Source organism: Vagococcus hydrophili, from assembly GCF_011304195.1.
GTDB classification, from domain to species: domain Bacteria; phylum Bacillota; class Bacilli; order Lactobacillales; family Vagococcaceae; genus Vagococcus; species Vagococcus hydrophili.
Map to the genome: position 1 here is coordinate 1,288,902 of NZ_CP049887.1, position 24,050 is coordinate 1,312,951.

Here is a 24,050-nt window from a genome sequence, read left to right on the forward strand (position 1 = left end):
GGAGATATCAAAATGAAAAAGTTTAAAATATTTATGGTAATTACGTTACTTCTTGTTTTATCTAGTTGTGGAATGAGTAAGGGGAAACAAGGCGAAGAAATTCTTAATGCGAGTTTTGATTATGCCAATGAGCGTTATGATGAAAAAAATATGTTTACTAAGAAGAATACAAATGGATATGTGTATCAAGATGAGGACTATTATTATGTTCAGTTAATTAATCAACAAGAGGAAGAAGATTCATACGGCAAGAAATCAATGATTGTGATTCATGATTTTTACCGTATAAAAAAACATGACAAGTTCTCTGTATCTAAAGAAGATTTTGAAGTATATAACAATCGAGACGAAGTGGAAAGTAAACCATTTATCTATGATGAAGAAAATATAATTATTGAAGAATAACACCTTTAAAGACTACATGAAAAGTGATATGATATTTTCATGAAACAAAAACACATTAAATAAAAGAAGGTCTTTAAAATGACAAAGAAAAGTGTCGAAGAAGTTGAAGCAGCTGTTTTAAGAAAAGTGTATGATTTGATTTTGAATCCAGAAACAACAGAAGAAGAAAGAGCCTTACTTGTTTCATTCAAAGAAAAAGCAACAAGTAATCAAGATATGGAACAACCAATTATGAAGCTATCTACTGAATTAGGTCGGTTGGCACTCGTTAAGTACAACCAAAAAGCCACACTTAGCGCTGAAGTCGGAGAATTTTATAAAACAATCTCAGACACAGGCTTACTAAAAAAGAATGTAGGCTATGGCCTTTTAGCAACAAGCATAATGCTTCAAAATTTATAAAAATAAAGTACGTATGTCCGCAAAAATTTGTAGGCATACGTACTTTTTATTTCTTATCATTGTGTTAAATCAATCCGCTGACTCACTCCATAAATCAAACAACCGGTTAATCCCATTGATAATGCTTCGCCAAGAGCGACAAAACCATAAGTTATCCAAAAAGGCATATGATAAAAAACAGCTAACATGCCTGCTACAGTGAACATCGACAGAGCAAAAATTAGACTAGTAACAATAATTTTATTTTTTAAAGAAGTCATCTGTTGGGTAACCAATAGAACGATAAGTAACACTAAAAACGTGCTTAAGCTGCCGACAATCACATCAATAATGCCCAGTGGTGAGACAAAATTAGCAATCGCAACACCTAAAACAACGCTAGGCACATATCGTTTATTAAAGAGTGGTAAAAAATTGAAAATCTCCGCTAAACGGAATTGGATGGGCCCGAAACTAATCGCTGAAAAAGCGAAAGTAATCACCACATAAAGTGTAGTGACAAGAGCTATTTTTGATAGGTCAGAAACAGTGAGTTCCTGTAAGAGGTATTTTTTATTCATATTGTTTTCTCCTTTGCAAGACGAGGTGTCTTGGTAATAACTGTAACCAAAGGATGGAAAAAGATATTTTTTTCCGTAAGTGTTACAGTTTGATTCTTATTTGAGTAACCAACCACCGTCGATTGGTACAATGTTTCCTTGTAAATAGCTAGCTTGTTGACTTGCTAGAAAGAGTGTCAATTGAGCGACTTCATCTGGATTTGCCCAGCGTTTAACAGGTGTTTCACTGGCCACCCATTTTGCCATCTCACCGTCACCAACAAAATCCGCCGCATTCATCGGTGTTTCAATCGCACCAGGGGCAATCCCTTTAATACGAATGTTTTTATCTGCATAATCTAAAGCAAGCTGCTTAGTAAATCCCACGATAGCATGTTTGGCAGAAGTATAAGCAACACCGCCACCACCAGCAACAAGACCTGCAATTGAAGCCATATTAATGATACAGCCTGTTTGTTTTTCTAAAAAAATTGGCAAGACGAGTTTGGTTAAATTGAATTGACTCGTAACATTGACCGCAAAAACTGTTTCCCATAAATTATGAGATGTTTCATGAAGTGGTAAGTAGTCATCTAGAATGCCTGCTGTGTTAAGTAAGATATCAATGGTTTCAAACTGTGCTAAACACGTTGTAACAGCTTCTTCTAAAATAGCCATCTCTCTAATATCACCATGGGTAAACAAGAAATTTTCAGGATATTTTTGTTGAAGTTCAGTCATGCTATCCGCATTTTTATCTAGTCCAAAGACTTTAGCGCCTTGTTCTAAAAATGCTACAGCCTGTGAATATCCAATCCCTGAATTAGCTCCTGTCACAAAAACGACGCTTCCTTGATATTCTGGGTAGTGAATGAGCATCATTTGTCAGTAACCACTTTCCAATCTGTTGCTAAAATATCGCAAACAGTTGGGGCAAAACTAGAAAAGCCTTCGTCACTTGTTTTAATTAAAAAATAAGGTGTCACAGGACAGTTATCGAAGACGTCATCAGTTACAAGTGTCACATAAAGCTCGAATCCTCCCCAACCTTCGCGAATAATCTTTTCCCCATTTTTTAATTTAGGTAAAATCTCTTCAAATGTCATTTTAAAATCTCCTTTCGTTTAAAAACTGGTCTCATTATAACATGGAGTAAAACATACTTGTTCATTTTTCGAAAGCTTTTCTCCTTTAAATCCGATACAATAAACTCAAATAGAAACAGGAGGAAAAGCTTATGACGTTAACACAAGAGAAAAGAGACGAGTATTATCAAGCACTAGTAGAAAAAGATTCCACCTATGATGGTATTTTCTTTGCGGGAATCAAAACGACAGGTATTTTTTGTCATCCCACATGTACGGCTAGAAAGCCCAAATACGAAAACTGTGAGTTTTATTTAACGGCAGAAGAAGCCCTTCTTGCAGGATACCGACCTTGTAAAATTTGTCATCCCTTATCTTTTCCTCATGAAATTCCAGATGAAATTAAACGACTGGTTCAGGCGGTAGAGGAAGAGCCTGAAAAGAGATGGCAAGAACGTGATTTTAGAGATCTAGGCTTACATTCGGCAACGGCCAGAAGAAAATTCAAGGAGATTTATGGTATGACTTTTGTGCGCTACGCCAGATCAAGAAGAATGGGCCTTGCGTTCAAAGAGATTTCAAATGGCAGTAAAGTGATTGATCAACAAGTGGCAACAGGCTACGCCTCTCCTAGTGGGTTTAATGATGCTTTTACGAAAATTATGGGAAATCCAGCGAAAAGAACAGACATTTCGATTTTATATGCTTATTTTATTACAACGCCAATCGGAAAAATGTTGAGCTTATCTGATGATCATTACTTATATCTACTGGAATTTACAGATCGTAGGGGATTAGAAAGAGAATTAGAGGGTTTAAGAAAAAGCCAAAATTTCCGAATTATTCCTGGAAAAAATGACATTAATCAAGAAGTGGAAAGACAAATCCTTTTGTATTTTGACAAGAAGTTAAAAGTTTTTGATTTACCTTTATTTAGAAAAGGAACGCCTTTTCAGAAAGACGTGTGGGCGTTACTAGAAAAAATACCTATGGGAGAAGTTAGGAGCTATAAAGATTTAGCTCACGACTTGGGAGATGAAAACAAAGTGCGTGCTGTTGGAAATGCTAATGGTGCCAATCAGCTTGCCATCGTGATTCCTTGTCACCGAGTTCTTAAAACGAGTGGCGAATTAGGTGGTTACGCGGGTGGTTTAGAGCGTAAACAATATTTACTGAATTTAGAGAAAGAGATCAAAGAAGAGCTGTGTTAAACTGAGTTAAAAGGAACAAAGGAGCATGCTCATGAAAATTGAACTCAAAAAAATTATGCCAGAAGATTTAGTGGAACTCTGGGAGATTAGCTACGGTCCTGATGCTGATTTAGAATGGATGAACTACAACGGTCCATATTTTCACGATCCGATTTTAACAAAAGAGGAATACCTGACAGGTTGGGTGACTCAAGTAATCAATCACCACCGATTTAAACTGATTACGGTGGATGATAAAATTGTGGGCATTGTGACAGCTTATTGGGAAGATGGTAAATTGAAGCATTGGTTAGAAGTTGGCATGGTTATTTATGATCGTAATATGTGGGGAAAAGGCATTGGAACAAAGGTTTTAAAGATGTGGTTACCTTATTTATTTACTGAATATCCTGAGTTACCACATCTGAGTTTTACCACTTGGTCAGGAAACTCAGGTATGGAAAAGATTGGTCAAAAAGCTGGAATGACAAAAGAAGGCGTCATTCGTAAAGTGAGATATTGGCAAGGTAACTATTATGACTCAGTAAAATATGGCATCTTAAGAGAAGAATGTTGTTAAATAGCAAAGGTTGGCGAGGCGCTAACCTTTTTTTATACAGAAATTTTTTTAAAAACATCAACAAATTGAATAGTATTTATTGACTGTGTGGTAACTTCATACTTTATACTGTAAGTCATAACTAGGAGGCGATACTCATGTCATTACTTTCAACAGGACAATTAGCAAAATTATTTCAACTACCTAAACCCACCATCCGTCATTATGTGGATGAAAAACTTTTAATCCCTATCGTGAATGAAACGAATGGTTATCAACATTTTACAGAACGTGATGTGTACCGGTTGTATCAAATTATTTTTCTTAGAAAGATTGGCTTTTCAATTGAAGAAATCAAGAAAATGTTGAAGGATGATACGATTCTTTCAGGACTTAAAGAGTCAGTGGTTGATTTAGAAAATCAAATTCAAGAATTAAAAGCCATTCAACACACAGTGAATACAATTATTGAGACAGAAGAAACGGTCAAAATAGGTGAGATACAATTTTTAGAACAAGATATTCGTTACTTGAAAGAAGTTCCTGAGAATGTGATTAAAGATGAATCCATTGATTTTGTTGAAGCAGGAAAACAAGGCTTTACTCAATTAGAATTACTTATAACTATCATCAATAAAGAAGGAGTAGACAATACTTTTTCTCTTAGTTCGGAGTTAGAAAGTGAGCGAATACTGAAAAAAGGAACCTATGCTTGTAAAAATGTGGCGCTGATAGAAACTAAACAATTGGAAAAAGAGATTGAATTGTTTATGGCAGATCCGATTTTAAATATAAACTCAGATCAAGAAATCATAGTTTACGAAAATATCTATAGCTCTTTAGGTTACAGTGAAAAAGAAGTTTGGACGTTAGAAGCGAGAATATAAGGAGGCTTGTTACAATGGAGTACATGGGTGAATTGAATATTTTGCAGTGGACGGGTGAGTACTTTATTCAAATTCCAACAGGGTTTAAGGAAAAAGGACTTGAAGAAGATGATATTATGGCAATTGTTCGAGATGCAGTTACTTCTGAAGAAATTAAAGATTTAAAAGATATGGAGTCTATCTCTACAAGTCTTCCTTTGAAGAAAAAAACGGCGAAAGAAGTGATAGGTAAAATCGCCAAAGATGCGGCTGATCAAGGGATGAGCTTTTTAGTCGATACTTTAATCGAAACAACCTTAGATATTGATATGGGAACAGACAACAAGAAAAGTATTTTTGGCGAATTATTTACGATGGTTATGGATGAAGAGGAAAGAAGTTACATTGCATCCATTGGAAAATACGAAAAAGACCAACTATTTTTTGAAAGTATTATCCCAACTTCTGAAACGGTTCAAAAATTCTTTAAAACAGAGTACGAAGCAGATTTTTTCACAACTCATGTAGCACTCAATACCTTTGAAGCAACTGGAATATTTGAAATAGAAGAGGTAGCAGAGGCGTTCTTTGAACAAATTGTTAAATCGGATAAAATGGCTGAAGAAGTTGAGTTTGTTATTTTCTCATATAAAGGATTTGACTATGAGCTAAGTCGTTTGAGTAAACAAGAGTTGAGTTATAATTTATTTACGATGGAGATTGATTTGGAGGGTAAATCAGAGGTGTAAATTTATGGACTATGCTAGAATGAATTAACTTCAACACATTAGGAGGCTTTGTTTATGTTAAAACTTATTATCGCGGGTTAACCCTAACCAATTAAATAGAAAACAACATAGAAATTTTTTCAGCTGAGTAGCTGAGGATTATTTAGTGATGTTTTCAAGTGATAATTAAGAAAGCAAAACAAAGCGCAAAAAATGACGTTTAGCTCTGAGTAACTGGAGGAGTTGTCATAAATTCAAATTAAATAAAAAATGAAGCAGATGATGTAGTCCCTTTTATTTGATGACAGTGCGAGAGCTTATCTGCACTGTCTTTTTTGCGTGTTGTTGGAGGTGATTCCAGTGAATTAGAAAGATTATGAAGATAAATAACTAAATGATAAGGAGAGAAAAGAATGAAAGATTATCAATTAATAACAGACATAAAAAAAGATGAGGGACTAAGAAAGAGTTTTAATTGTCTTGCAGAAATGACCTTTGACATAAATTTTGAAACCTGGTACGAATTAGGCTACTGGCAAGATAACTACATCCCCTATTCATATGTAATAGACAACAAAGTAATAGCTAATGTATCGGTCACTAAAAGTGAGCTAGTGATCGATCAAGAAAAATACCGAATGCTTCAAATTGGAACGGTCATGACTCATAAAGAGTATCAAAAACATGGGTTATCAAGAAAACTAATGGAACATGTCTTGGCAGAATACCAAGATCAATATGATTATATTTACTTATTTGCTAATGAAATGGTCCTTGATTTCTACCCTAAATTTGGCTTTAAACGTTTAGGAGAAATGGAAACTGTTGTTGATGTGAGCAAATCGAAGACGAAAAAATCAGGTCTTGAAAAAACTAGTTTTAGGGAAAAAAAAGTGGATATTGAAAGGCTTATTTCAGAAAGAAATCAAGGTAATATCAGAACTTATTACGCTGATAACATCACCTTATCCATGTTTTATTATTCAACCATATTTACTGAAATGACTTACTATATTCAGGAACTTGATATGTATGTAGTATTTGAAGTTGAAGGAAGCAGGCTTTATTTAATGGATATTTTGACGAAGAGAGATTGGGTGTTGAGTGACATATTAAACTATTTACCAATTGAGGAGATTGAAATAATTGAATGTCCTTTTGAGTTAACAGAATGTAGCGAGCTGGAGATGAAGAAAGAGCTAAGGTTTATCGATGATGATGCGTTGTTTGTTTTAGGAAAAGATTTAACGCCATTTGAGGGAATTAAGATACCGTTGATTGGACATGCGTAATCTTAAAATGATACATTGTTGCCTTGGAAATAAAAAAAATATATGATAGAACCTAAGAGGTGAGATCATGAGCAACATAGATAAAATTTTTGAAGATGTCCGACTGATTCACGATAAAATTCTTTTTCTAAATACTGAAAAAATGCAGAAAGCTTTAGCAGGTTATACCGCATCTGAGGTTCATTGTTTGGAATACATTGGAAAAGAAGAAGATGTGAATGTGACAAAATTAGCTGAGCATTTCTTTATGACTCGAGGAGCTATGAGTAAAATTTCAAAAAAATTGACCACTAAAGGTGCTATCACAAGTTATAAAAAATCAGAAAATAAAAAAGAAATTTATTTTGAATTAACAGAAGAAGGTAAGAGAATATTTGATATTCACGAAGGACTACACGCCGAATTTAGGAAACGAGATGAACACTTATTTGAAGCAATTCCTGAGGATGTTTTGGAAAAAGTCGAATCTTTTTTAACTCGTTACAACGAACATTTAAATACTGAAATAGAGAATAAAAAGTAATCATCAGAAAAGGTGGTTACTTTTTTTATTGTTGACAAGGAAACAATAAAGGTTTATTATTTTGTTTACTAAGAAACAATAATGAAAGAGATGATTTTATGTTAACAAATGATTTACACGAAACAGTGGCAAAAGATAAATTTATTTTTGGATTAGTCGCCACGTTTTTATGTGGTATGGGATTTAGTATTGTGATGCCTGTGACACCTTTTTTAGTTCAACAATACACAACAAGTGCGTCTGATCAAGCAACCATGGTAACTCTCTTGATGTCGACTTATGCCTTTTGCATGTTTTTTTCTGCGCCAATTTTAGGGACGTTAAGTGACCGTTACGGTAGACGCCCAATCCTTTTGATTTCTTTGGTAGGTTCTTCTATTGGTTTTTTGATTTTTGGATTAGGTGGTTCAATAGGAATTTTATTTTTAGGACGAGTGATTGAAGGTCTAACAGGTGGTAGTATCAGCACAATTTTTGCTTATTTTGCAGATATCACACCAGAAAATCAACGGACTAAATATTTTGGTTGGATTAGTGCTGTTGCTGGTTTTGGTTCAGCTATCGGTCCTGCTTTAGGCGGTTTTTTAGCAACTTTTGGTTATGCAGTACCACTATTTTTTGGAGCTCTCGTATCATTTATTAATTTTTTAGTTGGGTATTTTATTATGAAAGAATCTCATCCACTAGAAAATAGAAGTCAAGAACTGACATTCCGTGACATCAATCCTATGCTTAAATTGAAGCAAGTTCTAGCCATCAAAAAAATTCGACACTTACTAATGATTGGTTTCTTTCTGTGGGTACCAAATAGTGCTTTGCAGTCCATCATGTCTCAGTTTTCTATTGATACGTTTCAACTAAAAGCAGCTGCCATTGGTTTTATTTTTTCAATTATTGGCATACAGGATATCTTATCTCAAACGTTTATCATGCCTATTCTTTTAAAAAGATTGAGCGATCAGCAATTAATCAAACTAGGAATTAGCTGTCAGTTGGTGGGATATAGTTTGATGACAGTGTCTGCATTACTACCTCAATTAAGCTATTTTATAGTTGGCATGCTTGTTTTTGGTTTTGGTGAATCTATTTTTAGTCCATCATTTAATGGTTTATTGTCGAAGTCAGCGACTCAAAATAGTCAGGGCACAATCCAAGGTGGTAGTCAGTCTATTCAAGCTTTATCACGAATTGTTGGACCGTTAATGGCTGGTCAACTGTATGTTACTTTTGGGCATTCTGTACCAATTATATTGGGTGTTGTTCTTAGTTTAGTGGGGTTACTTTTTATGGTGAATACTAAGTGAATTAATCTTTTAAAAGTAATTAGTTATCGATAAACGTTAATTAATTGTTGAAATATGATTATTTTAGGTATAGAATAATTGTAAAGAGGAGTGAGTGAGATGAAAGTGAAAAATTTTAAACGGTTGTCTAGAGTGTTGGAAGCTATTTTTAAAGTGCAAAGTATTATAGTTGGCTTAATGGCTGTTTTCATTGTTATCGGGTTAATAACAGGTATGAAACAGGATGTTGTTAAAAGTTTAAATCTGAGTGTTGATGGGATTAATCTTTTTTCTGGCGGTGGAGGTAAAGGTCATTTGGCAAATTCAGATCATTATCTGGCTTTATGTGTTTCAGGTTTCTTTAAAAGAGGAGTTCAGTCATATATTTTGTGGCAGGCAGGTATTTTCTTTTCGATTATGAGATATGAAAAACAGCCATTTACTCTAACTGTTTACCGATTACTAAGAAAAATAGGTATCATGTTAATTGCAGTTGATATCATCGCACCACTTATATACTATATAATTATCAACGTATTAATGACTAGCGGCTATCAAATTGTAATCGGTACGTTTACAGCTCAATCAGTGATTGGATTAGTGATTTACTTTATGGCAGAGGTCATTAGATATGGAATAACATTACAAAAATTTACCAATGATGTGGTCTAAGGAGTAGTAAGGGGAGAAGTAACATGGCGATTATCGTTCGTTTAGATCGAGTGATGGCTGATCGAAAGATTTCCTTAAAAAATTTAGCAGATGAGGTTGGGATTACCAATGTCAATCTGTCTAAATTAAAGACGGGAAAAGCAACAGCGGTTCGCTTTTCAACTTTAGAGGCGATTTGCCGAGTTTTAAAGTGTCAGCCAGGAGATATTTTAGAGTTTGAAGACGAAGAAGAAATAGAATAAGTATAGAGGCAAACTTAAGTGTTTGCCTCTTTTTTATTTGTATCTAGTCTGAGTTCAAAAGGCAGCTCCTGCGGCAACTTCACAAATGAAAATCAATCCGAAGAGCATGGATTGTTTTTCATTTCCTCCAGTTGCTTGGAGCAAAACGCCTTTTTCACTACTCTTATCTAGTCTGAGTTCAAAAGGCAGCTCCTGTGGCAACTTCACAAATGAAAATCAATCCGAAGAGCATGAATTGTTTTTCATTTCCTCCAGCTGCTTGGAGCAAAACGCCTTTTTCACTACTCTATTTCCTTATTATCTGCTAAACTCAAACTACATAAATAAGTTAAAGGAGAAAACCAATGTCTTTTGAACATGAATTCATACACTATAAAAATCAAAAAGTCCCGCTTAATTGGATTGTTCATTCGTGGCAAGAATCAACGACGACGGTTCTTCCTCATTGGCATGCCTCCTTTGAAATTTCCTATACGTATTCTGGAATGATTGAGAATTTTACGATTAATTCAAAGAATCATTCCACAGAACCAGGCACAGTTTTGCTGATTAATTCGGCGGAAATTCATAGCGCTCATTCGAGTTATTGTTCTGACTTAGAGGCGTTAACGATACAAATTCCTTTTGAATTCTTAAATAAATTATTACCTGATTTTGAATACATGCGTTTTGTTAATGAACCTAAAGAAAACATCAATGAACTCAATCAATTAAGAGAAATTTTGAGCAAGTTTTATCATTCAGTAAAAAATGAACCAGAAGAATTTTTAGAAGTTCAGCTCATGGCGTTAACTTATGAAATGATTTTTTTAATGGCAAAATATTGGATGATCCAAGAAAAAATGCCGATTAATTCAAGTGTTTACAATAAAAAATTAGGACAAATTCAAGAAATTCTGTCTTTTGTTCAAGAAAATTATGCCCATGATTTATCAGTTGATCAGATTGCCACAGAATTTCATCTATCAACTAACTCACTAAGTAAATTATTCAAACGAAATTTAGGACTTAGTGTCATGAAATATGTCCAGTTAGTTCGTGTGAACCAAGCACAAAGTCTATTAATACAGGGAGAGAAATCAATTCAAGTTATTTCTGATCAGGTAGGTTTTCCAAATGAAAAATCTTTTCGAAAAGCTTTTGAAGATATTTTTCATGAAACACCGAAAAAATATCAGTTGTCATACAAAAAAATGATAAAGGATCATAAAAAATAGAAAAGGGCTGAAAATGCCTTTTTTTTTGATTGGATCTGCCGTTTTTAAAAGAAACATTCGTGCTATCCTTCTTTATGTAATCGATTTCAATAATTAATTGGAGGATCATCATGAATAAGAATAGTTTTTTATTTAAAGCGTCGTTACTCTCTATTTCTTTAGTATTAGTAGCAGGACCTGTCGTATCATCACTCATTCCTTTAATTCAACAGAGCTTTCCAAATCAAAGCACATCGTCTATTGAATTAATCGCAACAGTCCCTAATTTCGGTATTTTAATTTTCGTTTTACTTAGCAATTTTATAATAAAATTTATTGGCAAGAAAAAGACCGTTTTATTAGGATTATTCGTTGCTTTAATCGCTGGATTAGTTCCAGTCTTTATCGAGAGTTACACGATCATTTTAGTTTCTCGTTTCTTCTTTGGTGCAGGAATTGGATTATTTAACGCGCTAGCGGTGAGTTTAATTACTGAACTTTATGAAGGCGAACAACAAGCCAGTTTAATGGGCTTACAAGCAGCAATGGGCTCAATCGGTAGTACCGTCATGACCTTACTTGTGGGTTACTTTACTCGGTTCGGTTGGCAAAACTCATTTTTAGTGTATGCCGTAACAGTGTTACCTTTAATTCTATTTACCCTATTTATCAAACTGCCAGATGATGGCAAAGAAGTTTCTGGGCAAGCAGTTAAAAAGGAAAAAGAAAGTGTTAATGCTCCAACGATTGTGTTATCAATTTTTGCTTTAATTGTATACGCTTTATTCTTCGTGGTAATGTTAAAAACAGCAACTTTATTAGTTGAAACAGGACTTGGAAAACCAGAAACAGCGGCTAGTATTTTAGGGTCAATCACGATTGTTGGCATTGTTGTTGGTGTTTTCTACGGTAAAATTTTCAAAGTGTTGAAACAAAATGTCTTACCGATTGGACTTTTAGGTATGGGAATTGGCTTTATGTTAATTCTCTCAGCAAGTTCCATCTCAATGGTGACAGCTGGCGCGATTGTTTCAGGATTATCTTTTAGTTTAGCAGCGCCATTTATGTTTATGTTAGTTGGACAAGTAGCACCGAAAAATTCAGCTAACTTAGCTACAGGATTATTATTAGTAGGGATTAATTTAGGGGTGTTTTTATCACCAACAATTAATGGTTTCTTAGGAAAAATGACAGGTATGACGAGTGCAGCGGATAGCTTTTTAATGAGCGGTATCGGCTTAATCGCTTTAAGTGTTCTATCATTTGTTGTTCTAAGTGCGCAAAAGAAAAAACAAGTGACACCAGACACACAAAAAATATAAGTTAAAAGAAAGAGGTTATTCCTATGGCTTTAGTACAAGTAAATTTTATTTCAAAAATGTTATCACGCACAGTGACCTTTAATGCGATTATTCCTTTAGATAAAATTTCATTTGGGGAAGAAGAACAGAAAGAACAAAAACCGCTTAAAACATTGTATTTATTACATGGCGCTTTTGGAAATTATACAGATTATTTATCGGGTACTCGAATTCAACGTTGGGCAGAAGAGCATAATTTAGCGGTCATCATGCCTTCAGGAGAAAATCAATTTTACGTGGATAAACCAAGTCGTGGCGAAAATTATGGTTCTTATGTGGCACAAGAATTAGTAGAATTTACAAGAAATATGTTTCCTTTATCTCATAAAAAAGAAGATACATTTATCGCGGGACTTTCAATGGGTGGTTACGGTGCTCTAATTAATGGGTTGAAATATCATGATACCTTTAGTCATATCGGCGCGTTTTCACCAGGCTTAATGAATGATCAAATTGAAGCCAGATCAGAGCTGTTATCTGTCACAGGGTGGAGTTTAGACTTTTACGATAATGCTTTTGGTGGCATCGATACGATTAAAAATAGTGACAAAGATTATTGCTATTTAGTGGATCAATTAATTGAATCAGGGGAAGAAATTCCAAAAATCTACTTACCAATTGGAACAGATGATTTCTTGTTAGAAAGTGTGCGAGGATTTAAATGGTTTATGGATGATCATCACGTTGAGATGACCTACATTGAGGATGCTGGTGGTCATGAATGGGACTTCTGGGATACTTATGTGAAGAACTTCTTAGACTGGTTGCCACTTGAAGAAAAAGGCAATTTTTTAAATAGTGGAAACGTGACGGAATAATTAAGAAAAGTGATGAACTGAGAAAGTTCATCACTTTTTTTAATTATTAAACTCCAAATAATGAATAATCGTCACAAAACTAAAATAAGAAGCACCAATAATCGGAATAATAAAAATAAACAGACCTTCATTGAACCCAATCCAACCAGAAAAAAACAAGATAAGAAACAAACTATGAACGGTACCTAAAGTTTTAACCATCGTTTTTCTTTTACGGGATAATTTGACTTTAAAGGCAGACAAGCAGATAAAAAGGGAAATTCCACTTAGTAAATAGGCGACCAACTGATTATCATCAAAGCTGATCCCAATACCTTTCCCGGTGGCAAAAATAAGGGATAAAAAGCAAATGACTGTAAAAAGTAAGGTGAGATAAATTGTTTGATGGTAGTCTGATTTCATATATAGTCCTCCTAACTATGGTTTAGGGATGTCGTAACCAATAGCCTTTAATTCTTTATTACTTGGTGGAAAGGCAAATTCATTCTTAATAAAATTTATATCTTCTGGTGTATTACCATTATAAACAGGGTAATAGGAAAAGTCGTGGTGTTTCAGGTTATATCGAATGAAATAATCCCTTCCAGTTTCATTTTTGCTCACGAGAGGATCTGTGTTATCCATTTCTTTATCAGATTTAGTCGTAAACGTCATCATGTATTCATTACCTGTAAAATTTAAAAAAGTTTTTTCTAAAATAATCAGTTCACTACTGGAAATATTTTTTTCCTTTTTTAAATAGTGTTTGATTTTCCAATCTGCCCATTTATTTAAGGCTAATGGTGATAGGCATAAGATTGTTATGATCACGAGAAAGATGAGGCTGATTCTTTTTTTAGTCATGGTGAGAAGTCCTTTCTTTAATAATCTCCAATTTTTCGAGGAGTATAGCCATTTTGAAAAATATCAGGTAATGCAGAAGGATAGATATACTGAACGTGTGCATAGTAGTCTTTAACAACTGGCGAGTTACCACTACCATACCAGTAAGAATTAAAAACAAGTTTTGAACAATAATTTGGATTGGTAACTAATGGACCGGGAGAGATTAGGTATTTAAGGTTAATATTGCGTGAATAACTACCTGAATAACTAAAATAATGTTTATCTGCATAACTAGCTACTTGATTAGCCATATTTTTATTTGGAATTCTCCATATTTGAATTTTATAGTTAATGTTTTGATCAGGGGTCCAACCTTGTTCAGAATAACCGAACAACCAGTTATTAGCTTTAAATTGATGATTATTTTTTTCGATACCGCCAGCAAACCATTTTACAGGATTTCTTCCTCCAGTCATTTCTAGAATATAATTATCAGTTGTAGCAATGGCGGCATGTCCAGGACCTTTTGAATTAACAACAATAATATCACCTTTTCGTAAATCTTTCTTAAAACGATTTGCACTTCTTTTTTGAGCGTCTGAAAAACCACGTGTGCTGATATCAGTAATGGAATTTTCTGAATAGGCTTCTCCTTGACCATCAGGTAACGCACCAAAACGTATTTGTTCAAACCATTCATCAAAGCTTTCCTCTAGCTTAAAGATTTCTTTAGTTTCAGGGTATTCATTTAAGGATATTTTGTAATTATAAATAAAATCTTCCAAAGAATATAGTTCTCTTTTTATTTTACCAGTTGATATCGCATATTCATAAAATTTTTCTATCTTATCATCTCCGATAATTTGAGTATCTGGTATGTTGTTTTCTAAACTATCAGATATGTTGGTTATATCTGATATAGGTGTAACAGCTTCTTTTTTTGCTGATTCTTCTGTAGTAGTTGATAAAATTTCTGAATCAATATCAGTTGAAAATTTAGTGGATGTCGAATTTTCTGTAGCAGCGATACCGATTGAATTTGAAATTAGTAGAGAAAAAATAAGTAAACTTGAACTTAACAATTTTCTTTTCATTAATAACAACCTTCTTTCTTTTTGATGCCCTAAATATCCCATAAACTTTCCTTTTAAGTAAGCAATCAGCAGTTTACATCATGTCAACCAGAGCGAGCAACGTTGTTATATCAATGTTTAGAACACGCGTTTTTAAACCGTTAATAACTTTCTTTTTTTGAGACGCACGCAAAAAGTGCTGAGATGTACATCAATGATTGCTTATTTTTTTCTTTGATACTCGTTATAGTTAAGGTAAATAACTAAAATGAGAGAGGAAGAGTTTTTATGAATTTCGGGACTTTTATAAAAAACAATCGTATAATAAAAGAAAAGAGTCAAAAAGAGATGGCAAAATTTTTAGGGGTCAGAAGACAGTCGGTTTCGAGGTGGGAAAATAACTTAGCTTTTCCTTCTTTGGAACATTTATATGACTTGTCCGAATTTTTAGAGATATCCATGGAGGATGTCTTGATCAATTTGCGTTATTCCCTAATGGAAAAGAAAGGTTGATTCATGTGACATTGGGTAGACGGTTGAAGCAAGTCAGAGTAGAAAAAGGTTTTTCTCAAGCAGAGGTGGCTGATTTTTTAAATATATCACGGCAATCAATTTCAAGGTGGGAAACAGATAAAGCATACCCCGATTTGGATAATTTGGTTGAGTTAAGCAAATATTATGAAGTGTCGATTGATGAATTATTAACAGAAACTAAAGTTCTCCAACATGAGATTAATCAAAAAACAGATCAAATGAATAAAAATATAGAAGAAATAGAAAAGAAGCAACAAAAGCTAAACCAATTATTATCCTCAGATAGTGATGAAAGTTGGGTGTTACTATTATTTACTGCTTTGTCTATTGCCATCGCTCCTTTTGGGTTAATTGCACTTCCTCTTGTTCTATGGCGTAATAAAAAAGACAATCAATTTTATAAATTAATCGTCTTTTTATCAATATTGATTTTTGTATATAATATTTATGTTTTACAGCTAGGTATAACAACTAGTCTGGATATTGGAACGACAGTGAATGTGGAATGATTTATTCAACAACGAGTGAATTATTTTTAACAGTGGTTTTTACTTGGACATTAGAAGTATAAGAACGATTTTTCCAAACACCCTTCCCAATCGCCAGAGAATCAGAATGTCGTTTAACAGAAGTGTTTGAAAAACTACCTTGTATCGCTGTGAATTGTCCACTATGAGCGGCAGTTATTTTGTTTTTTTTTACATTAACTTTGTAAGAAATGGTCCAAGAGTTATTTTTACTTTTAGAAACAGTATAGGTCTTATCAGGCATTCTAGAAAAAAGCGAGTTATCTAAAATAGTGATCGTCACCTTTTCTCCCTGTTCTTCTAAAGTGAAGGTTTCTAGTAGTTGATGATTGTCTAGGTCGTAGTTGACTTTTGTCTCACTTGCTAAAGCATCGTGTCCATTTAAGAAAAAGCCACCACCAAAAACAGAGAGACTTAAAACTAATTTTTTCATAAATACATTCCTCCTAAATAAATGTGATAGTAAAAGTTTACCGTTTTTTAGGAGAAAAAAAGAGCAATCAGTGGTTTACATTAGGCAACCACTGATTGCTTTTTGGGTTGAAGCCTAAGAACATAGTAGAAAAATTAACTGAATAATAGTAATAAAGTATCTCTATTCATTTTATAATGTTCAATTTTTTTATTATTTTGTAAGTTATAATAACCGATAGTTTTATTATAATCATTTATTTATCCATGTAAAGTAGCTTTTACATGGGTAGATTGAGTAATGTAAAACTACTTACTATCGTTTAATTTTATCTCTTAACTCATAATGATTAAAGAACAAAAAAATAAAAAGGAAGTGTCTATTTGGAAATAAGCAAAAAAATTATTGAAATTAGAAAAAATAGTAACATGACACAACAACAGTTTGCTGAGCATCTATTTGTTACGAGGCAAACTATTTCTAATTGGTAAAACGAAAGGAGTTATCCGGATTTAGAATCATTAATATTGATTAGTGACAAGTTCGAGGTATCGTTAGATGAACTAATTAAGGAGGATACAGTCATGGTAAAGAAAATCAATTTTTGGGTAAAAAATAGAAGAGGATTAAGAAATTTATTAGTGATAACATGTTTAATTTTATTTTTATCATCAATGTATAGAGTATGGTGGTTGAAATGTGAAGCTGATTCAATTAATAAAATTGAAACAAAGTTAGAATGGGATGGGTATGATCAAAATGGGGATTATATTGAAGATAGGCAATATAAAATTAATTCTTCCAGACAGGAAAATAAATTTCCTAATCCTATTTTTAAACCATATTCTGTAGAAGTAGAAGATATGTCAGAGGGAATTGTAATTCAAACTACTAATAATAAGATATATAGACTTTTTAATGGGAAAGGATTAAGCTTTGATTTAAATTCTAATTTAGAAATTAGTAACAATCAAAATTTAATTGAGAAGAGTGAAGGTCAGGCTGAATTATTTCTTGAAGAACATAAACAAGAAATACAATCGCTATTAGAAGTAAGTGATGAATATTATAAAAAAATTAATACTTAAAAAGGATAAAGAGCTATGTGTCAATTGACGCATAGCTCTTCATCTCTACTTAATCATTCCCCACTTTTCAGGTGGCCAGAATGAAACTTTTGCTTTTCCAATAATATTATCTTTAGGAATAAACCCAACTTCGGGATAGCGGCTATCTTTTGATACGCGGCGATTATCCCCTAAAACAAAATAAGTATTCTCAGGAACTGTTTGTTGTCCAGTCAGTTCTGACAGGGTAAAATTCGGAGTTAATGGCTCAGCGTTACCGGCATCTTTCCATTTTTGTTGGTAATCAGTTAGGTAAGGCTCATTCAAAGCTTGTCCATTAATCAGTAACTGATCCTCTTTATATTCAACCGTATCTCCTGGTAATCCAATCACACGTTTCACATAAAAAAGGGCGGGATCATCAGGTGCTTTTAAAGGAACCACATCAAATCGTTTGATGTCTCCTAATTTATAGGCGATAGCTTTTTCTCCATCAACGAGTGTGGGCATCATAGAAAGTCCCTCTACTTTAATGGGTGAGAAGACAAAGACTCTAATCGCAACTAAAATAGCCACAAGTGAAACTAGCCAAAGTAATTCTTTTATCCAATGTTTGATCATTCCTTAACCACCTTTAGTAATTTCGTTTATCATACCATAAAAACGTGTGGTACCATTCACCCCATAAAAAATTTCATAAATTATTAAAATTTAAGAGTGCCATGCTTTGTTTGTATCAAAGTAAGTTGCTGATTCAAAAGCATGTGCCACAATCTCATCTGGAAACCCAAGGGCGTCAATCAGTTTAATGGCGTTTCGAGAAGTCGCCACGCCGTCTTTGAGTAAGTAATCAAAGGTGATTCCTTGATCCTTTTCCACTGTTTCTTCGAAATGAATATTGTCGCAAGCACCACCTAGAATTTGAGGTAATTCAATATCATGAGTTGCCACAAATGTCAGTTGATGTTGTTGATTTAACCACTGAATCACACTAGAGGAAGCTGCGATTCGTTCAATAGTATTGGTGCCTTTTAAAATCTCATCAATAAAGGTATAACAAAATTCCCCAGTAGCGACTTGATTGATCAGACGACGGAGGGATTTGATTTCGGCGATAAAGTAACTATCTCCATCAATCACACTGTCGCTCACTCCCATAGAAGATAGGATATGTCCTCGTTTTAATTGGAATGAAGTCGCCAAGCAAGTATTAAGTGTTTGTGCTAACAAGCAATTGATGGCAACACTTCGTACATAAGTTGATTTACCAGAAGCGTTTGAGCCTGTAATCAGAGTGCTTTTCTGCCAAGCAACAGGATTTGGGACAGGTTCGCTAAGTAAAGGATGAATGACATTTTCGCCTACGACTTCGTTTTTATCTGTAAATTCTGGCAGACACCAGTGATCCCCGTAGACTTCCCGAAGATTTAAAATCGCAATGCTTACTTCTAGTTGTCCTAGTAAATCCCAAATGTCTTTAGCATCTTGTTGGTGATGACTGAGTGCTTTTGAAACAGTCCCATAAGAGATGAAAGGTAGTAAAAAGGCCCCACCTAACATTTCGACCATCATCTCCATTTCGCCACCAGTTTTAGTTTTAAAGGCAAAAGCGAAAGGTAAGACTTTTTGAAAAGGCGCTATTTTTTTCTGTAAGTCTTCTTTGACAGGTGAATTTTTCTTACTTAATTTAGTCCCAAGAGACAAGCTTTGAACCAAGTAGCTCATGGTTCCTAGTTCCACATCTAGTTTTCCTTTTTGGATGAAGTAAAAAATAGTGTTAAAACAAAGAGAAGCCAAACCAACAAACAAGCCAACAGGACCAATAAAGATAGCTGAAAGTAAGCTAATAATAGGTAACAGACCAAGAAAAGCAAACAGTCCTTGTTGTTCAAACACAGGTTTTGTCTGTTCATTCAAATAAGCTTGAATATAGTTAAAATCCTTTTTCCCTAATTGGGCAAATTGATATGAAAAAGCTTCACGTTCTGCAGGATGTTCTTTAAAGTAAGCGATAATTTCTTCTGAGGAGGTTTTATCATCACTTAAAGAATAACTACGTAGTGTTTCATAGAGCTTTTCTGAGCCGATACTTGAGTAAGTGAGATTGAGTCGTTGAAAGACCTCAAACATATCCAAATCTTGCCAAGTTAAATCATCAATCAGACTATTCTCTTGCTGATTTTTTAAACTAAACGCTTTATAGAGACTTTTCTCCGTGTCTCTTTTAGTGCCACGTGGAATATTTCCCCAATCTGATTTAATCTGTTTTCTTAATTTCACACGACTGACATAATCAAGATAATAAAAAAAGCCAGTAATGCCAAGCACGAATAAGACTACAATTCCTATTTCATTCATAGTAGGACTCCTTTAAAAAAATAATAAATTCATTATATCACGTTTGTTTTGAGAGTTTACGGTATACTAGAAAGAAAAAGTGATGTGGCGTAAGATGAGAAAGGTTTATTTTATCAGACATGGTTTAAGAGATACGACAGTCAAAGATGACATGCTTGCTCCTTTAACAGAACAGGGAAGAAGAGATGTTGAAATTTTAAGTGAAAAACTATTAAAAGAAGAAATTACTCAAATTTATACGAGTCCCTTTTTACGAGCTAAAGAAACAATCATGCCTTTAGCAAGGCAATTGAACCTAGAAATGAATGTCATCGAGGAATTAAAAGAGCGAGAAGTCGGCAGTTGGGTGAAGGATTACCAAGAGTTTACGAAAAATCAGTGGGCAGATAAAGCGTATAAATTAGAGTCAGGAGAATCTTTAAATGATGTTTCAAAGCGAGGTATCGCTACATTTAATCAACTGCAAAAGAAAAGTTCCGGGGATTTTGTGATTAGTGGTCACGGAACATGGTTGGCTGTGTTGTTTAATCATTTAACTAATGGGGAGTTTGATTATGAAGGATTTAGAGAGATGAACTTTCCAGATGTCTACTACGGCGAATTTACTGAGGATGACCAATTTATTTCTTTGAAAAAATACTTGACCTAAAACCCGTTTCAGTCGGTATAGTGTGATTAAAACTACGAGGAGCAAACACATGATTACACATATATTTTCAGATTTAGACGGGACATTATTAAACGAGACGGGGGACGTTACAGAAACCAACGCTGCTATGATTATTAATAGTGGTATTCCTTTTAGCTTAGTTTCAGCAAGAACCCCAAATGACATGGCGCCCATTGTTGAGAAACTGCAATTAAACTCGCCTCAGGTGGCTTTTAATGGTGGTTTGATTTACCGTAATGAATCAGGGAAACGGGTGATTATTTCAGAAGAATTTATTGAGTGGGAGATGGCTCAAAAGATCATCACCTTGATTCAGACTTACTATCCAAGTTTGAGTTTTAGTTTCTATGACGATGATAACTGGTATACGTGTAAGATCGATGAAGGAATCAAAAGAGAAGAAAGTATTGGTAGTCAAATCCCACAAGTTGTAGAAAGAGAAGTCTTTTTTAGCCAAGACCCACGTAAATTATTTAAAATTATGTTGTGGATTTTTGATGCTGAGGTGATGGAAGAGGTCAAAGAGTTTTTTGCTAAATTAGAAATAGAAGAATTAGCTTTTACCCAGTCTAGTCCGTATACTTTAGAAATCACGAATATCAAGGCGCAAAAGTCTAAAGGGATTGATTATATTCTGTCTCATTATGATTTAGATAAGGAGCATGTGGCGGCTTTTGGAGATGGGCATAATGACATTTCCATGTTAGAAAAAGTGGGGCATCCTGTGGTCATGGAAAATGCCAGTGATGAAGTCAAAGCTTACGGTCGCTATATTACTAAAACCAATTTAGAAGACGGCGTGGGGTACGGCATTGAAACGTATTTTTTGAAAAAATAGAGGAGTGACGTGAGTGGCAAACATACATGATATTGCGAAGAAAAGTGGCTATTCAGCAGCAACCGTTTCTAGGGTCTTGAATCAGCGTAAGCATGTGTCAAAAGAAGCCCAAGAAAAAATTAAAGCAGCCATTAAAGAGCTGGACTATGTGCCAAGTGAAATCGCTCGAGATTTAAGTCGAGGGAAAACTTTAAATATTGGGATTGTTTTACCACACACCAAGCATCCTTTTTTTACAGAAATTTTGCGAGGAGCCATCGATGCCTCTTTTCAAACGGACTATCATTTGGTTATTCTGCCCTCTGCTTACGACAAGGAAAGAGAGCTGGCTTATTTAGAGCAGTTAAGAAGGAATGCCTATGACGGCTTGATTTTCACCTCCCGTGGCTTGTCACTTGAAACCTTAGTCAGTTACACAAAATATTCTCCCATCGTGTGCTGTGAAGACCCTGGAGAAGTTGAAATTTCAGCAGTGTATTCTGAGAGAAACATCGCCTATGAAGCAGGTATGAGATGGTTAAAGGAAAAGAACTATCAGAAAATTGGTTTTTTCTTTAGTCGGGAAGCTAAAATAAGCGCCACAAGTCGTGAAACAGTTAAAGCTTATCAAAAAGTGTATGGACAAGAATTGACAGAACAGTGGATTAAAACTGGCATTGCCACTTATGAAGAAGGCTATCAAGCAGCGAAAGAATGGCATGAGTCAGGGGTGGAAATCGAAGCCATATTTTCTAATGGAGATGATGTGGTAGCTGGTGCTAGACAATTTTATCTTGATTACAAATTATCAGTGCCATTTTTAGTGGGACAAGAGATGCAGTTAAGTAGCCAATTACTTAATATTTCAACTATAGACAATCGATTTGCTGAAATAGGTAAGAAAGCTTTTGAATTAATTTTAGACAGCTCGAGAGTGGAAAAAATCGGGATACCTTCAAGGTTTGTTGTGAGGGAAGATAATAAGTCATAGAGGCTGTGACAGAAGTGTTCAACTTCAAGAAATAAGAAGGAAATCACGAAAAATGCTTTTCAAATTTTTGTGATTTTCGGCTTATTTCCAAAGAAGCTACTTCTGTGACGCCGTTTAGAGTGCAACTTAATTATATCTTATTTTTCCTTAAAAACTAACCGATAGTATAAATAATGAGGTATATTTATATTGAAAAGTTGGAAGGGAGTTTTGATGAAATTAAACAAAAGAATGAAAAGGCAAATGATTGCAGTAACTATTTTACTAATTATGCACCTAATATGTGGATGGTTACTAGAGGATGTTAATATTATCTTTAATCCTAATTATGGTTTAATTATTTGGATAACAGTGTTGAGTATTCCAATTATCTCGTCGATTTTAATGGTTTTAACTCATGATTATTTTAAGCCGAAAGTGAAAGGTGTGGTGTCTGTTTATCTAGCCCCTATTATTTTCTTTGTGTGTGGTTTAATCCTGTATTTATTATCAATCAAGGGGATAAAAGATGTTGAAAAAATAAATTTTCTAGTAGATTCTTATTTTATTATGTGGGTTCTTAGCTTTTTGATGGTTGGTGTAGGATTTATGGGAGTAATCGGTGTAACATTACGAGAAATTGTAAGAAAAATAGTAGAGAAGATGAAAAATTAAAAAGGCGTTTAGCTCCTGCGGCAACTTCGCAAATATTAATCAATCCGAAAAACATGGATTGTTTAATATTCACTCCAGTTGCTTGGAGCTAGACGCCTTTTCATCACGCTTATGTAGTCCGTATTCAAAAGGCAGCTCCTGCGGCAACTTCGCAAATATTAATCAATCCGAAAAACATGGATTGTTTAATATTCACTCCAGTTGCTTGGAGCTAGACGCCTTTTTCATCACTCTATACGCCATATCTTTTTTTCTTAATCAAATAAACAACGGCTAGGACGAAGCAATCGAAGAAGAAGCTATCGATGTGTGGTTTTGGTACGTTTCCTCCAGCAATACCTAGGCGATTGCCGGTAGTAATTAGTAGTGGCCAATCAATATCAAAAAGATTGATATTAAGTTGGATAAAATGTACTAGTAGAATAATCAAAAAACTAAGTGCGAAAGATTCATAAACTGCTTTTTTTTGGAGTTCATCATAACGATGTAAAATCAGTAACATAATAAATAAGCGAACAACAGAATACAGAGCAAAAATGGTAACACCAAACTGTAAAAAAGCTAATAAATAATACCCAATCATCATCTCTACACCTCCAAATGTGTGTGATTAAATCCCATAACGTTTTTTCTTAATAAAATAAACAATGGCTAAAACAAAGCTATCAAAGAAAAAGCTATTAATATGAAGTGGTGGACTGCCAATAATGATGCCTGGTACCGTACCAGGACCAACAATCAGCGGTAAGTTAATCTCGAAAACGTTGATCGTCAGTTGGATGAGATGAACAACAAGAATAATCAAGAAAGTAATAGCAAATGATTCATAAACAGCCTTTTTCTGAAGTTCATCGTAACGATCCATTAAAATCAACGTTAGAAATAAGCGACCAACAGAATAAATCGAGAAGACACCAATTAATATAAGTGAAAACATGAGCAAAACATTCCAAATCATTTC

33 protein-coding genes are annotated in these 24,050 nt (G+C 34.2%); 22 read left to right on the top strand and 11 right to left on the bottom strand.

Annotated elements, in window-relative coordinates:
* Positions 1 to 12 precede the first annotated feature (12 nt).
* Entirely contained in the window at positions 13 to 405 is a 393-nt protein-coding gene (locus tag G7082_RS06505; RefSeq protein ID WP_166034312.1) for a hypothetical protein, read from the top strand.
* Positions 406 to 483: 78 nt separating this feature from the next.
* Positions 484 to 807: a bacteriocin immunity family protein gene (locus tag G7082_RS06510; protein WP_166034313.1), complete on the top strand. Its 324-nt coding sequence runs from the start codon at positions 484 to 486 to the stop codon at positions 805 to 807.
* A 56-nt stretch (positions 808 to 863) separates the two neighbouring features.
* Here G7082_RS06510 and G7082_RS06515 read toward each other — a convergent pair whose 3' ends face one another.
* The 3 genes from G7082_RS06515 to G7082_RS06525 all read right to left on the bottom strand — a co-directional run bounded on the left by G7082_RS06515 (position 864) and on the right by G7082_RS06525 (position 2,452).
* Positions 864 to 1,367: a QueT transporter family protein gene (locus tag G7082_RS06515; protein WP_166034314.1), complete on the bottom strand. Its 504-nt coding sequence runs from the start codon at positions 1,365 to 1,367 to the stop codon at positions 864 to 866.
* A gap of 96 nt (positions 1,368 to 1,463) precedes the next feature.
* Entirely contained in the window at positions 1,464 to 2,225 is a 762-nt protein-coding gene (locus G7082_RS06520; protein ID WP_166036032.1) for a 3-oxoacyl-ACP reductase, read from the bottom strand.
* A complete protein-coding gene (locus G7082_RS06525; protein ID WP_166034315.1) occupies positions 2,225 to 2,452 on the bottom strand; it encodes a DUF2829 domain-containing protein in 228 nt (75 codons plus the stop codon). The genes G7082_RS06520 and G7082_RS06525 overlap by 1 nt, the downstream gene beginning before the upstream one ends.
* A gap of 131 nt (positions 2,453 to 2,583) precedes the next feature.
* Between G7082_RS06525 and G7082_RS06530 the strand changes: the two genes are divergently transcribed.
* The 12 genes from G7082_RS06530 to G7082_RS06585 all read left to right on the top strand — a co-directional run bounded on the left by G7082_RS06530 (position 2,584) and on the right by G7082_RS06585 (position 13,161).
* Positions 2,584 to 3,642, top strand: a complete 1,059-nt coding sequence (locus G7082_RS06530) for a bifunctional transcriptional activator/DNA repair enzyme AdaA (RefSeq protein ID WP_166034316.1) — start codon at positions 2,584 to 2,586, stop codon at positions 3,640 to 3,642.
* Positions 3,643 to 3,667: 25 nt separating this feature from the next.
* Complete coding sequence (locus tag G7082_RS06535; protein ID WP_166034317.1) at positions 3,668 to 4,201, top strand: GNAT family N-acetyltransferase; 534 nt, start codon at positions 3,668 to 3,670, stop codon at positions 4,199 to 4,201.
* 137 nt (positions 4,202 to 4,338) lie between these two features.
* Positions 4,339 to 5,067 carry a MerR family transcriptional regulator gene (locus tag G7082_RS06540; RefSeq protein ID WP_166034318.1) on the top strand — a complete coding sequence of 243 codons (729 nt, stop codon included), beginning with the start codon at positions 4,339 to 4,341 and terminating at the stop codon, positions 5,065 to 5,067.
* A gap of 14 nt (positions 5,068 to 5,081) precedes the next feature.
* Positions 5,082 to 5,795 (top strand): hypothetical protein, encoded by a 714-nt coding sequence (locus tag G7082_RS06545; protein ID WP_166034319.1) that lies wholly within the window; start codon positions 5,082 to 5,084, stop codon positions 5,793 to 5,795.
* Between the two features lie 392 nt (positions 5,796 to 6,187).
* Entirely contained in the window at positions 6,188 to 7,066 is an 879-nt protein-coding gene (locus G7082_RS06550; protein WP_166034320.1) for a GNAT family N-acetyltransferase, read from the top strand.
* 67 nt (positions 7,067 to 7,133) lie between these two features.
* On the top strand, positions 7,134 to 7,589 hold the full coding sequence (locus tag G7082_RS06555) for a MarR family winged helix-turn-helix transcriptional regulator (protein ID WP_166034321.1): 456 nt from the start codon (positions 7,134 to 7,136) through the stop codon (positions 7,587 to 7,589).
* A gap of 98 nt (positions 7,590 to 7,687) precedes the next feature.
* The gene (locus G7082_RS06560; protein WP_166034322.1) at positions 7,688 to 8,893 is read left to right on the top strand and encodes an MFS transporter; all 1,206 of its coding nucleotides are present in this window, start codon (positions 7,688 to 7,690) and stop codon (positions 8,891 to 8,893) included.
* A 99-nt stretch (positions 8,894 to 8,992) separates the two neighbouring features.
* Positions 8,993 to 9,544, top strand: coding sequence for a hypothetical protein (locus G7082_RS06565; protein WP_166034323.1), 552 nt, complete (start codon positions 8,993 to 8,995; stop codon positions 9,542 to 9,544).
* Between the two features lie 23 nt (positions 9,545 to 9,567).
* Entirely contained in the window at positions 9,568 to 9,786 is a 219-nt protein-coding gene (locus tag G7082_RS06570) for a helix-turn-helix domain-containing protein (protein ID WP_166034324.1), read from the top strand.
* Positions 9,787 to 10,130: 344 nt separating this feature from the next.
* Positions 10,131 to 11,003, top strand: coding sequence for a helix-turn-helix domain-containing protein (locus G7082_RS06575; protein WP_166034325.1), 873 nt, complete (start codon positions 10,131 to 10,133; stop codon positions 11,001 to 11,003).
* 110 nt (positions 11,004 to 11,113) lie between these two features.
* Positions 11,114 to 12,304: an MFS transporter gene (locus G7082_RS06580; protein WP_166034326.1), complete on the top strand. Its 1,191-nt coding sequence runs from the start codon at positions 11,114 to 11,116 to the stop codon at positions 12,302 to 12,304.
* Between the two features lie 23 nt (positions 12,305 to 12,327).
* Positions 12,328 to 13,161, top strand: a complete 834-nt coding sequence (locus G7082_RS06585; RefSeq protein ID WP_166034327.1) for an alpha/beta hydrolase — start codon at positions 12,328 to 12,330, stop codon at positions 13,159 to 13,161.
* 39 nt (positions 13,162 to 13,200) lie between these two features.
* On the opposite strand, the gene G7082_RS06590 is transcribed toward G7082_RS06585, so the two are convergent.
* From G7082_RS06590 to G7082_RS14920, 3 genes are read right to left on the bottom strand one after another with little or no spacing between them, the layout of a single operon-like run.
* Positions 13,201 to 13,563, bottom strand: coding sequence for a hypothetical protein (locus tag G7082_RS06590; protein WP_166034328.1), 363 nt, complete (start codon positions 13,561 to 13,563; stop codon positions 13,201 to 13,203).
* Positions 13,564 to 13,578: 15 nt separating this feature from the next.
* Positions 13,579 to 14,004, bottom strand: a complete 426-nt coding sequence (locus G7082_RS06595; protein WP_166034329.1) for a hypothetical protein — start codon at positions 14,002 to 14,004, stop codon at positions 13,579 to 13,581.
* Positions 14,005 to 14,021: 17 nt separating this feature from the next.
* Entirely contained in the window at positions 14,022 to 15,122 is a 1,101-nt protein-coding gene (locus G7082_RS14920) for a hypothetical protein (RefSeq protein WP_202983136.1), read from the bottom strand.
* A 225-nt stretch (positions 15,123 to 15,347) separates the two neighbouring features.
* Between G7082_RS14920 and G7082_RS06605 the strand changes: the two genes are divergently transcribed.
* Positions 15,348 to 15,572: a helix-turn-helix transcriptional regulator gene (locus G7082_RS06605; protein ID WP_166034330.1), complete on the top strand. Its 225-nt coding sequence runs from the start codon at positions 15,348 to 15,350 to the stop codon at positions 15,570 to 15,572.
* Between the two features lie 5 nt (positions 15,573 to 15,577).
* Positions 15,578 to 16,102, top strand: a complete 525-nt coding sequence (locus tag G7082_RS06610; protein ID WP_166034331.1) for a helix-turn-helix domain-containing protein — start codon at positions 15,578 to 15,580, stop codon at positions 16,100 to 16,102.
* Position 16,103: 1 nt separating this feature from the next.
* Here the strand turns inward: G7082_RS06610 and G7082_RS06615 are convergent, their stop codons facing one another.
* The gene (locus tag G7082_RS06615; protein ID WP_166034332.1) at positions 16,104 to 16,553 is read right to left on the bottom strand and encodes a DUF5626 family protein; all 450 of its coding nucleotides are present in this window, start codon (positions 16,551 to 16,553) and stop codon (positions 16,104 to 16,106) included.
* Between the two features lie 362 nt (positions 16,554 to 16,915).
* On the opposite strand from G7082_RS06615, the gene G7082_RS06620 reads away from it, so the two are divergent.
* Both G7082_RS06620 and G7082_RS06625 read left to right on the top strand, forming a co-directional pair.
* Complete coding sequence (locus G7082_RS06620; RefSeq protein ID WP_166034333.1) at positions 16,916 to 17,023, top strand: helix-turn-helix transcriptional regulator; 108 nt, start codon at positions 16,916 to 16,918, stop codon at positions 17,021 to 17,023.
* 93 nt (positions 17,024 to 17,116) lie between these two features.
* Positions 17,117 to 17,620, top strand: a complete 504-nt coding sequence (locus G7082_RS06625; RefSeq protein ID WP_166034334.1) for a hypothetical protein — start codon at positions 17,117 to 17,119, stop codon at positions 17,618 to 17,620.
* Between the two features lie 45 nt (positions 17,621 to 17,665).
* Here the strand turns inward: G7082_RS06625 and lepB are convergent, their stop codons facing one another.
* Together lepB and G7082_RS06635 are read right to left on the bottom strand one after the other, a co-directional pair.
* On the bottom strand, positions 17,666 to 18,220 hold the full coding sequence (gene lepB / locus G7082_RS06630) for a signal peptidase I (protein ID WP_166034335.1): 555 nt from the start codon (positions 18,218 to 18,220) through the stop codon (positions 17,666 to 17,668).
* A gap of 90 nt (positions 18,221 to 18,310) precedes the next feature.
* Positions 18,311 to 19,957, bottom strand: coding sequence for a MutS-related protein (locus G7082_RS06635; RefSeq protein ID WP_166034336.1), 1,647 nt, complete (start codon positions 19,955 to 19,957; stop codon positions 18,311 to 18,313).
* 94 nt (positions 19,958 to 20,051) lie between these two features.
* Between G7082_RS06635 and G7082_RS06640 the strand changes: the two genes are divergently transcribed.
* From G7082_RS06640 to G7082_RS06655, 4 genes are all read left to right on the top strand, one after another.
* Positions 20,052 to 20,606, top strand: a complete 555-nt coding sequence (locus G7082_RS06640; protein ID WP_166034337.1) for a histidine phosphatase family protein — start codon at positions 20,052 to 20,054, stop codon at positions 20,604 to 20,606.
* A gap of 49 nt (positions 20,607 to 20,655) precedes the next feature.
* Positions 20,656 to 21,465: an HAD family hydrolase gene (locus G7082_RS06645; protein ID WP_166034338.1), complete on the top strand. Its 810-nt coding sequence runs from the start codon at positions 20,656 to 20,658 to the stop codon at positions 21,463 to 21,465.
* 13 nt (positions 21,466 to 21,478) lie between these two features.
* Positions 21,479 to 22,435: a LacI family DNA-binding transcriptional regulator gene (locus G7082_RS06650; protein WP_166034339.1), complete on the top strand. Its 957-nt coding sequence runs from the start codon at positions 21,479 to 21,481 to the stop codon at positions 22,433 to 22,435.
* A gap of 213 nt (positions 22,436 to 22,648) precedes the next feature.
* Entirely contained in the window at positions 22,649 to 23,089 is a 441-nt protein-coding gene (locus G7082_RS06655) for a hypothetical protein (RefSeq protein ID WP_166034340.1), read from the top strand.
* 232 nt (positions 23,090 to 23,321) lie between these two features.
* Here the strand turns inward: G7082_RS06655 and G7082_RS06660 are convergent, their stop codons facing one another.
* Entirely contained in the window at positions 23,322 to 23,675 is a 354-nt protein-coding gene (locus G7082_RS06660) for a hypothetical protein (RefSeq protein WP_166034341.1), read from the bottom strand.
* Positions 23,676 to 23,699: 24 nt separating this feature from the next.
* Positions 23,700 to 24,047 (bottom strand): hypothetical protein, encoded by a 348-nt coding sequence (locus G7082_RS06665; protein ID WP_166034342.1) that lies wholly within the window; start codon positions 24,045 to 24,047, stop codon positions 23,700 to 23,702.
* Positions 24,048 to 24,050 lie beyond the last annotated feature (3 nt).

Coding starts and splice junctions, on each gene's coding strand:
- G7082_RS14920 (WP_202983136.1), bottom strand. CDS start 15,122: ATGGGATATTTAGGGCATCAAAAAGAAAGAAGGTTGTTATTAATGAAA.
- G7082_RS06560 (WP_166034322.1), top strand. CDS start 7,688: ATGTTAACAAATGATTTACACGAAACAGTGGCAAAAGATAAATTTATT.
- G7082_RS06625 (WP_166034334.1), top strand. CDS start 17,117: ATGGTAAAGAAAATCAATTTTTGGGTAAAAAATAGAAGAGGATTAAGA.
- G7082_RS06505 (WP_166034312.1), top strand. CDS start 13: ATGAAAAAGTTTAAAATATTTATGGTAATTACGTTACTTCTTGTTTTA.
- G7082_RS06595 (WP_166034329.1), bottom strand. CDS start 14,004: ATGACTAAAAAAAGAATCAGCCTCATCTTTCTCGTGATCATAACAATC.
- G7082_RS06635 (WP_166034336.1), bottom strand. CDS start 19,957: ATGAATGAAATAGGAATTGTAGTCTTATTCGTGCTTGGCATTACTGGC.
- G7082_RS06590 (WP_166034328.1), bottom strand. CDS start 13,563: ATGAAATCAGACTACCATCAAACAATTTATCTCACCTTACTTTTTACA.
- G7082_RS06655 (WP_166034340.1), top strand. CDS start 22,649: ATGAAATTAAACAAAAGAATGAAAAGGCAAATGATTGCAGTAACTATT.
- G7082_RS06520 (WP_166036032.1), bottom strand. CDS start 2,225: ATGCTCATTCACTACCCAGAATATCAAGGAAGCGTCGTTTTTGTGACA.
- lepB (WP_166034335.1), bottom strand. CDS start 18,220: ATGATCAAACATTGGATAAAAGAATTACTTTGGCTAGTTTCACTTGTG.
- G7082_RS06540 (WP_166034318.1), top strand. CDS start 4,339: ATGTCATTACTTTCAACAGGACAATTAGCAAAATTATTTCAACTACCT.
- G7082_RS06615 (WP_166034332.1), bottom strand. CDS start 16,553: ATGAAAAAATTAGTTTTAAGTCTCTCTGTTTTTGGTGGTGGCTTTTTC.
- G7082_RS06580 (WP_166034326.1), top strand. CDS start 11,114: ATGAATAAGAATAGTTTTTTATTTAAAGCGTCGTTACTCTCTATTTCT.
- G7082_RS06510 (WP_166034313.1), top strand. CDS start 484: ATGACAAAGAAAAGTGTCGAAGAAGTTGAAGCAGCTGTTTTAAGAAAA.
- G7082_RS06660 (WP_166034341.1), bottom strand. CDS start 23,675: ATGATGATTGGGTATTATTTATTAGCTTTTTTACAGTTTGGTGTTACC.
- G7082_RS06575 (WP_166034325.1), top strand. CDS start 10,131: ATGTCTTTTGAACATGAATTCATACACTATAAAAATCAAAAAGTCCCG.
- G7082_RS06550 (WP_166034320.1), top strand. CDS start 6,188: ATGAAAGATTATCAATTAATAACAGACATAAAAAAAGATGAGGGACTA.
- G7082_RS06605 (WP_166034330.1), top strand. CDS start 15,348: ATGAATTTCGGGACTTTTATAAAAAACAATCGTATAATAAAAGAAAAG.
- G7082_RS06665 (WP_166034342.1), bottom strand. CDS start 24,047: ATGATTTGGAATGTTTTGCTCATGTTTTCACTTATATTAATTGGTGTC.
- G7082_RS06555 (WP_166034321.1), top strand. CDS start 7,134: ATGAGCAACATAGATAAAATTTTTGAAGATGTCCGACTGATTCACGAT.
- G7082_RS06565 (WP_166034323.1), top strand. CDS start 8,993: ATGAAAGTGAAAAATTTTAAACGGTTGTCTAGAGTGTTGGAAGCTATT.
- G7082_RS06585 (WP_166034327.1), top strand. CDS start 12,328: ATGGCTTTAGTACAAGTAAATTTTATTTCAAAAATGTTATCACGCACA.
- G7082_RS06570 (WP_166034324.1), top strand. CDS start 9,568: ATGGCGATTATCGTTCGTTTAGATCGAGTGATGGCTGATCGAAAGATT.
- G7082_RS06530 (WP_166034316.1), top strand. CDS start 2,584: ATGACGTTAACACAAGAGAAAAGAGACGAGTATTATCAAGCACTAGTA.
- G7082_RS06525 (WP_166034315.1), bottom strand. CDS start 2,452: ATGACATTTGAAGAGATTTTACCTAAATTAAAAAATGGGGAAAAGATT.
- G7082_RS06515 (WP_166034314.1), bottom strand. CDS start 1,367: ATGAATAAAAAATACCTCTTACAGGAACTCACTGTTTCTGACCTATCA.
- G7082_RS06645 (WP_166034338.1), top strand. CDS start 20,656: ATGATTACACATATATTTTCAGATTTAGACGGGACATTATTAAACGAG.
- G7082_RS06545 (WP_166034319.1), top strand. CDS start 5,082: ATGGAGTACATGGGTGAATTGAATATTTTGCAGTGGACGGGTGAGTAC.
- G7082_RS06535 (WP_166034317.1), top strand. CDS start 3,668: ATGCTCATGAAAATTGAACTCAAAAAAATTATGCCAGAAGATTTAGTG.
- G7082_RS06640 (WP_166034337.1), top strand. CDS start 20,052: ATGAGAAAGGTTTATTTTATCAGACATGGTTTAAGAGATACGACAGTC.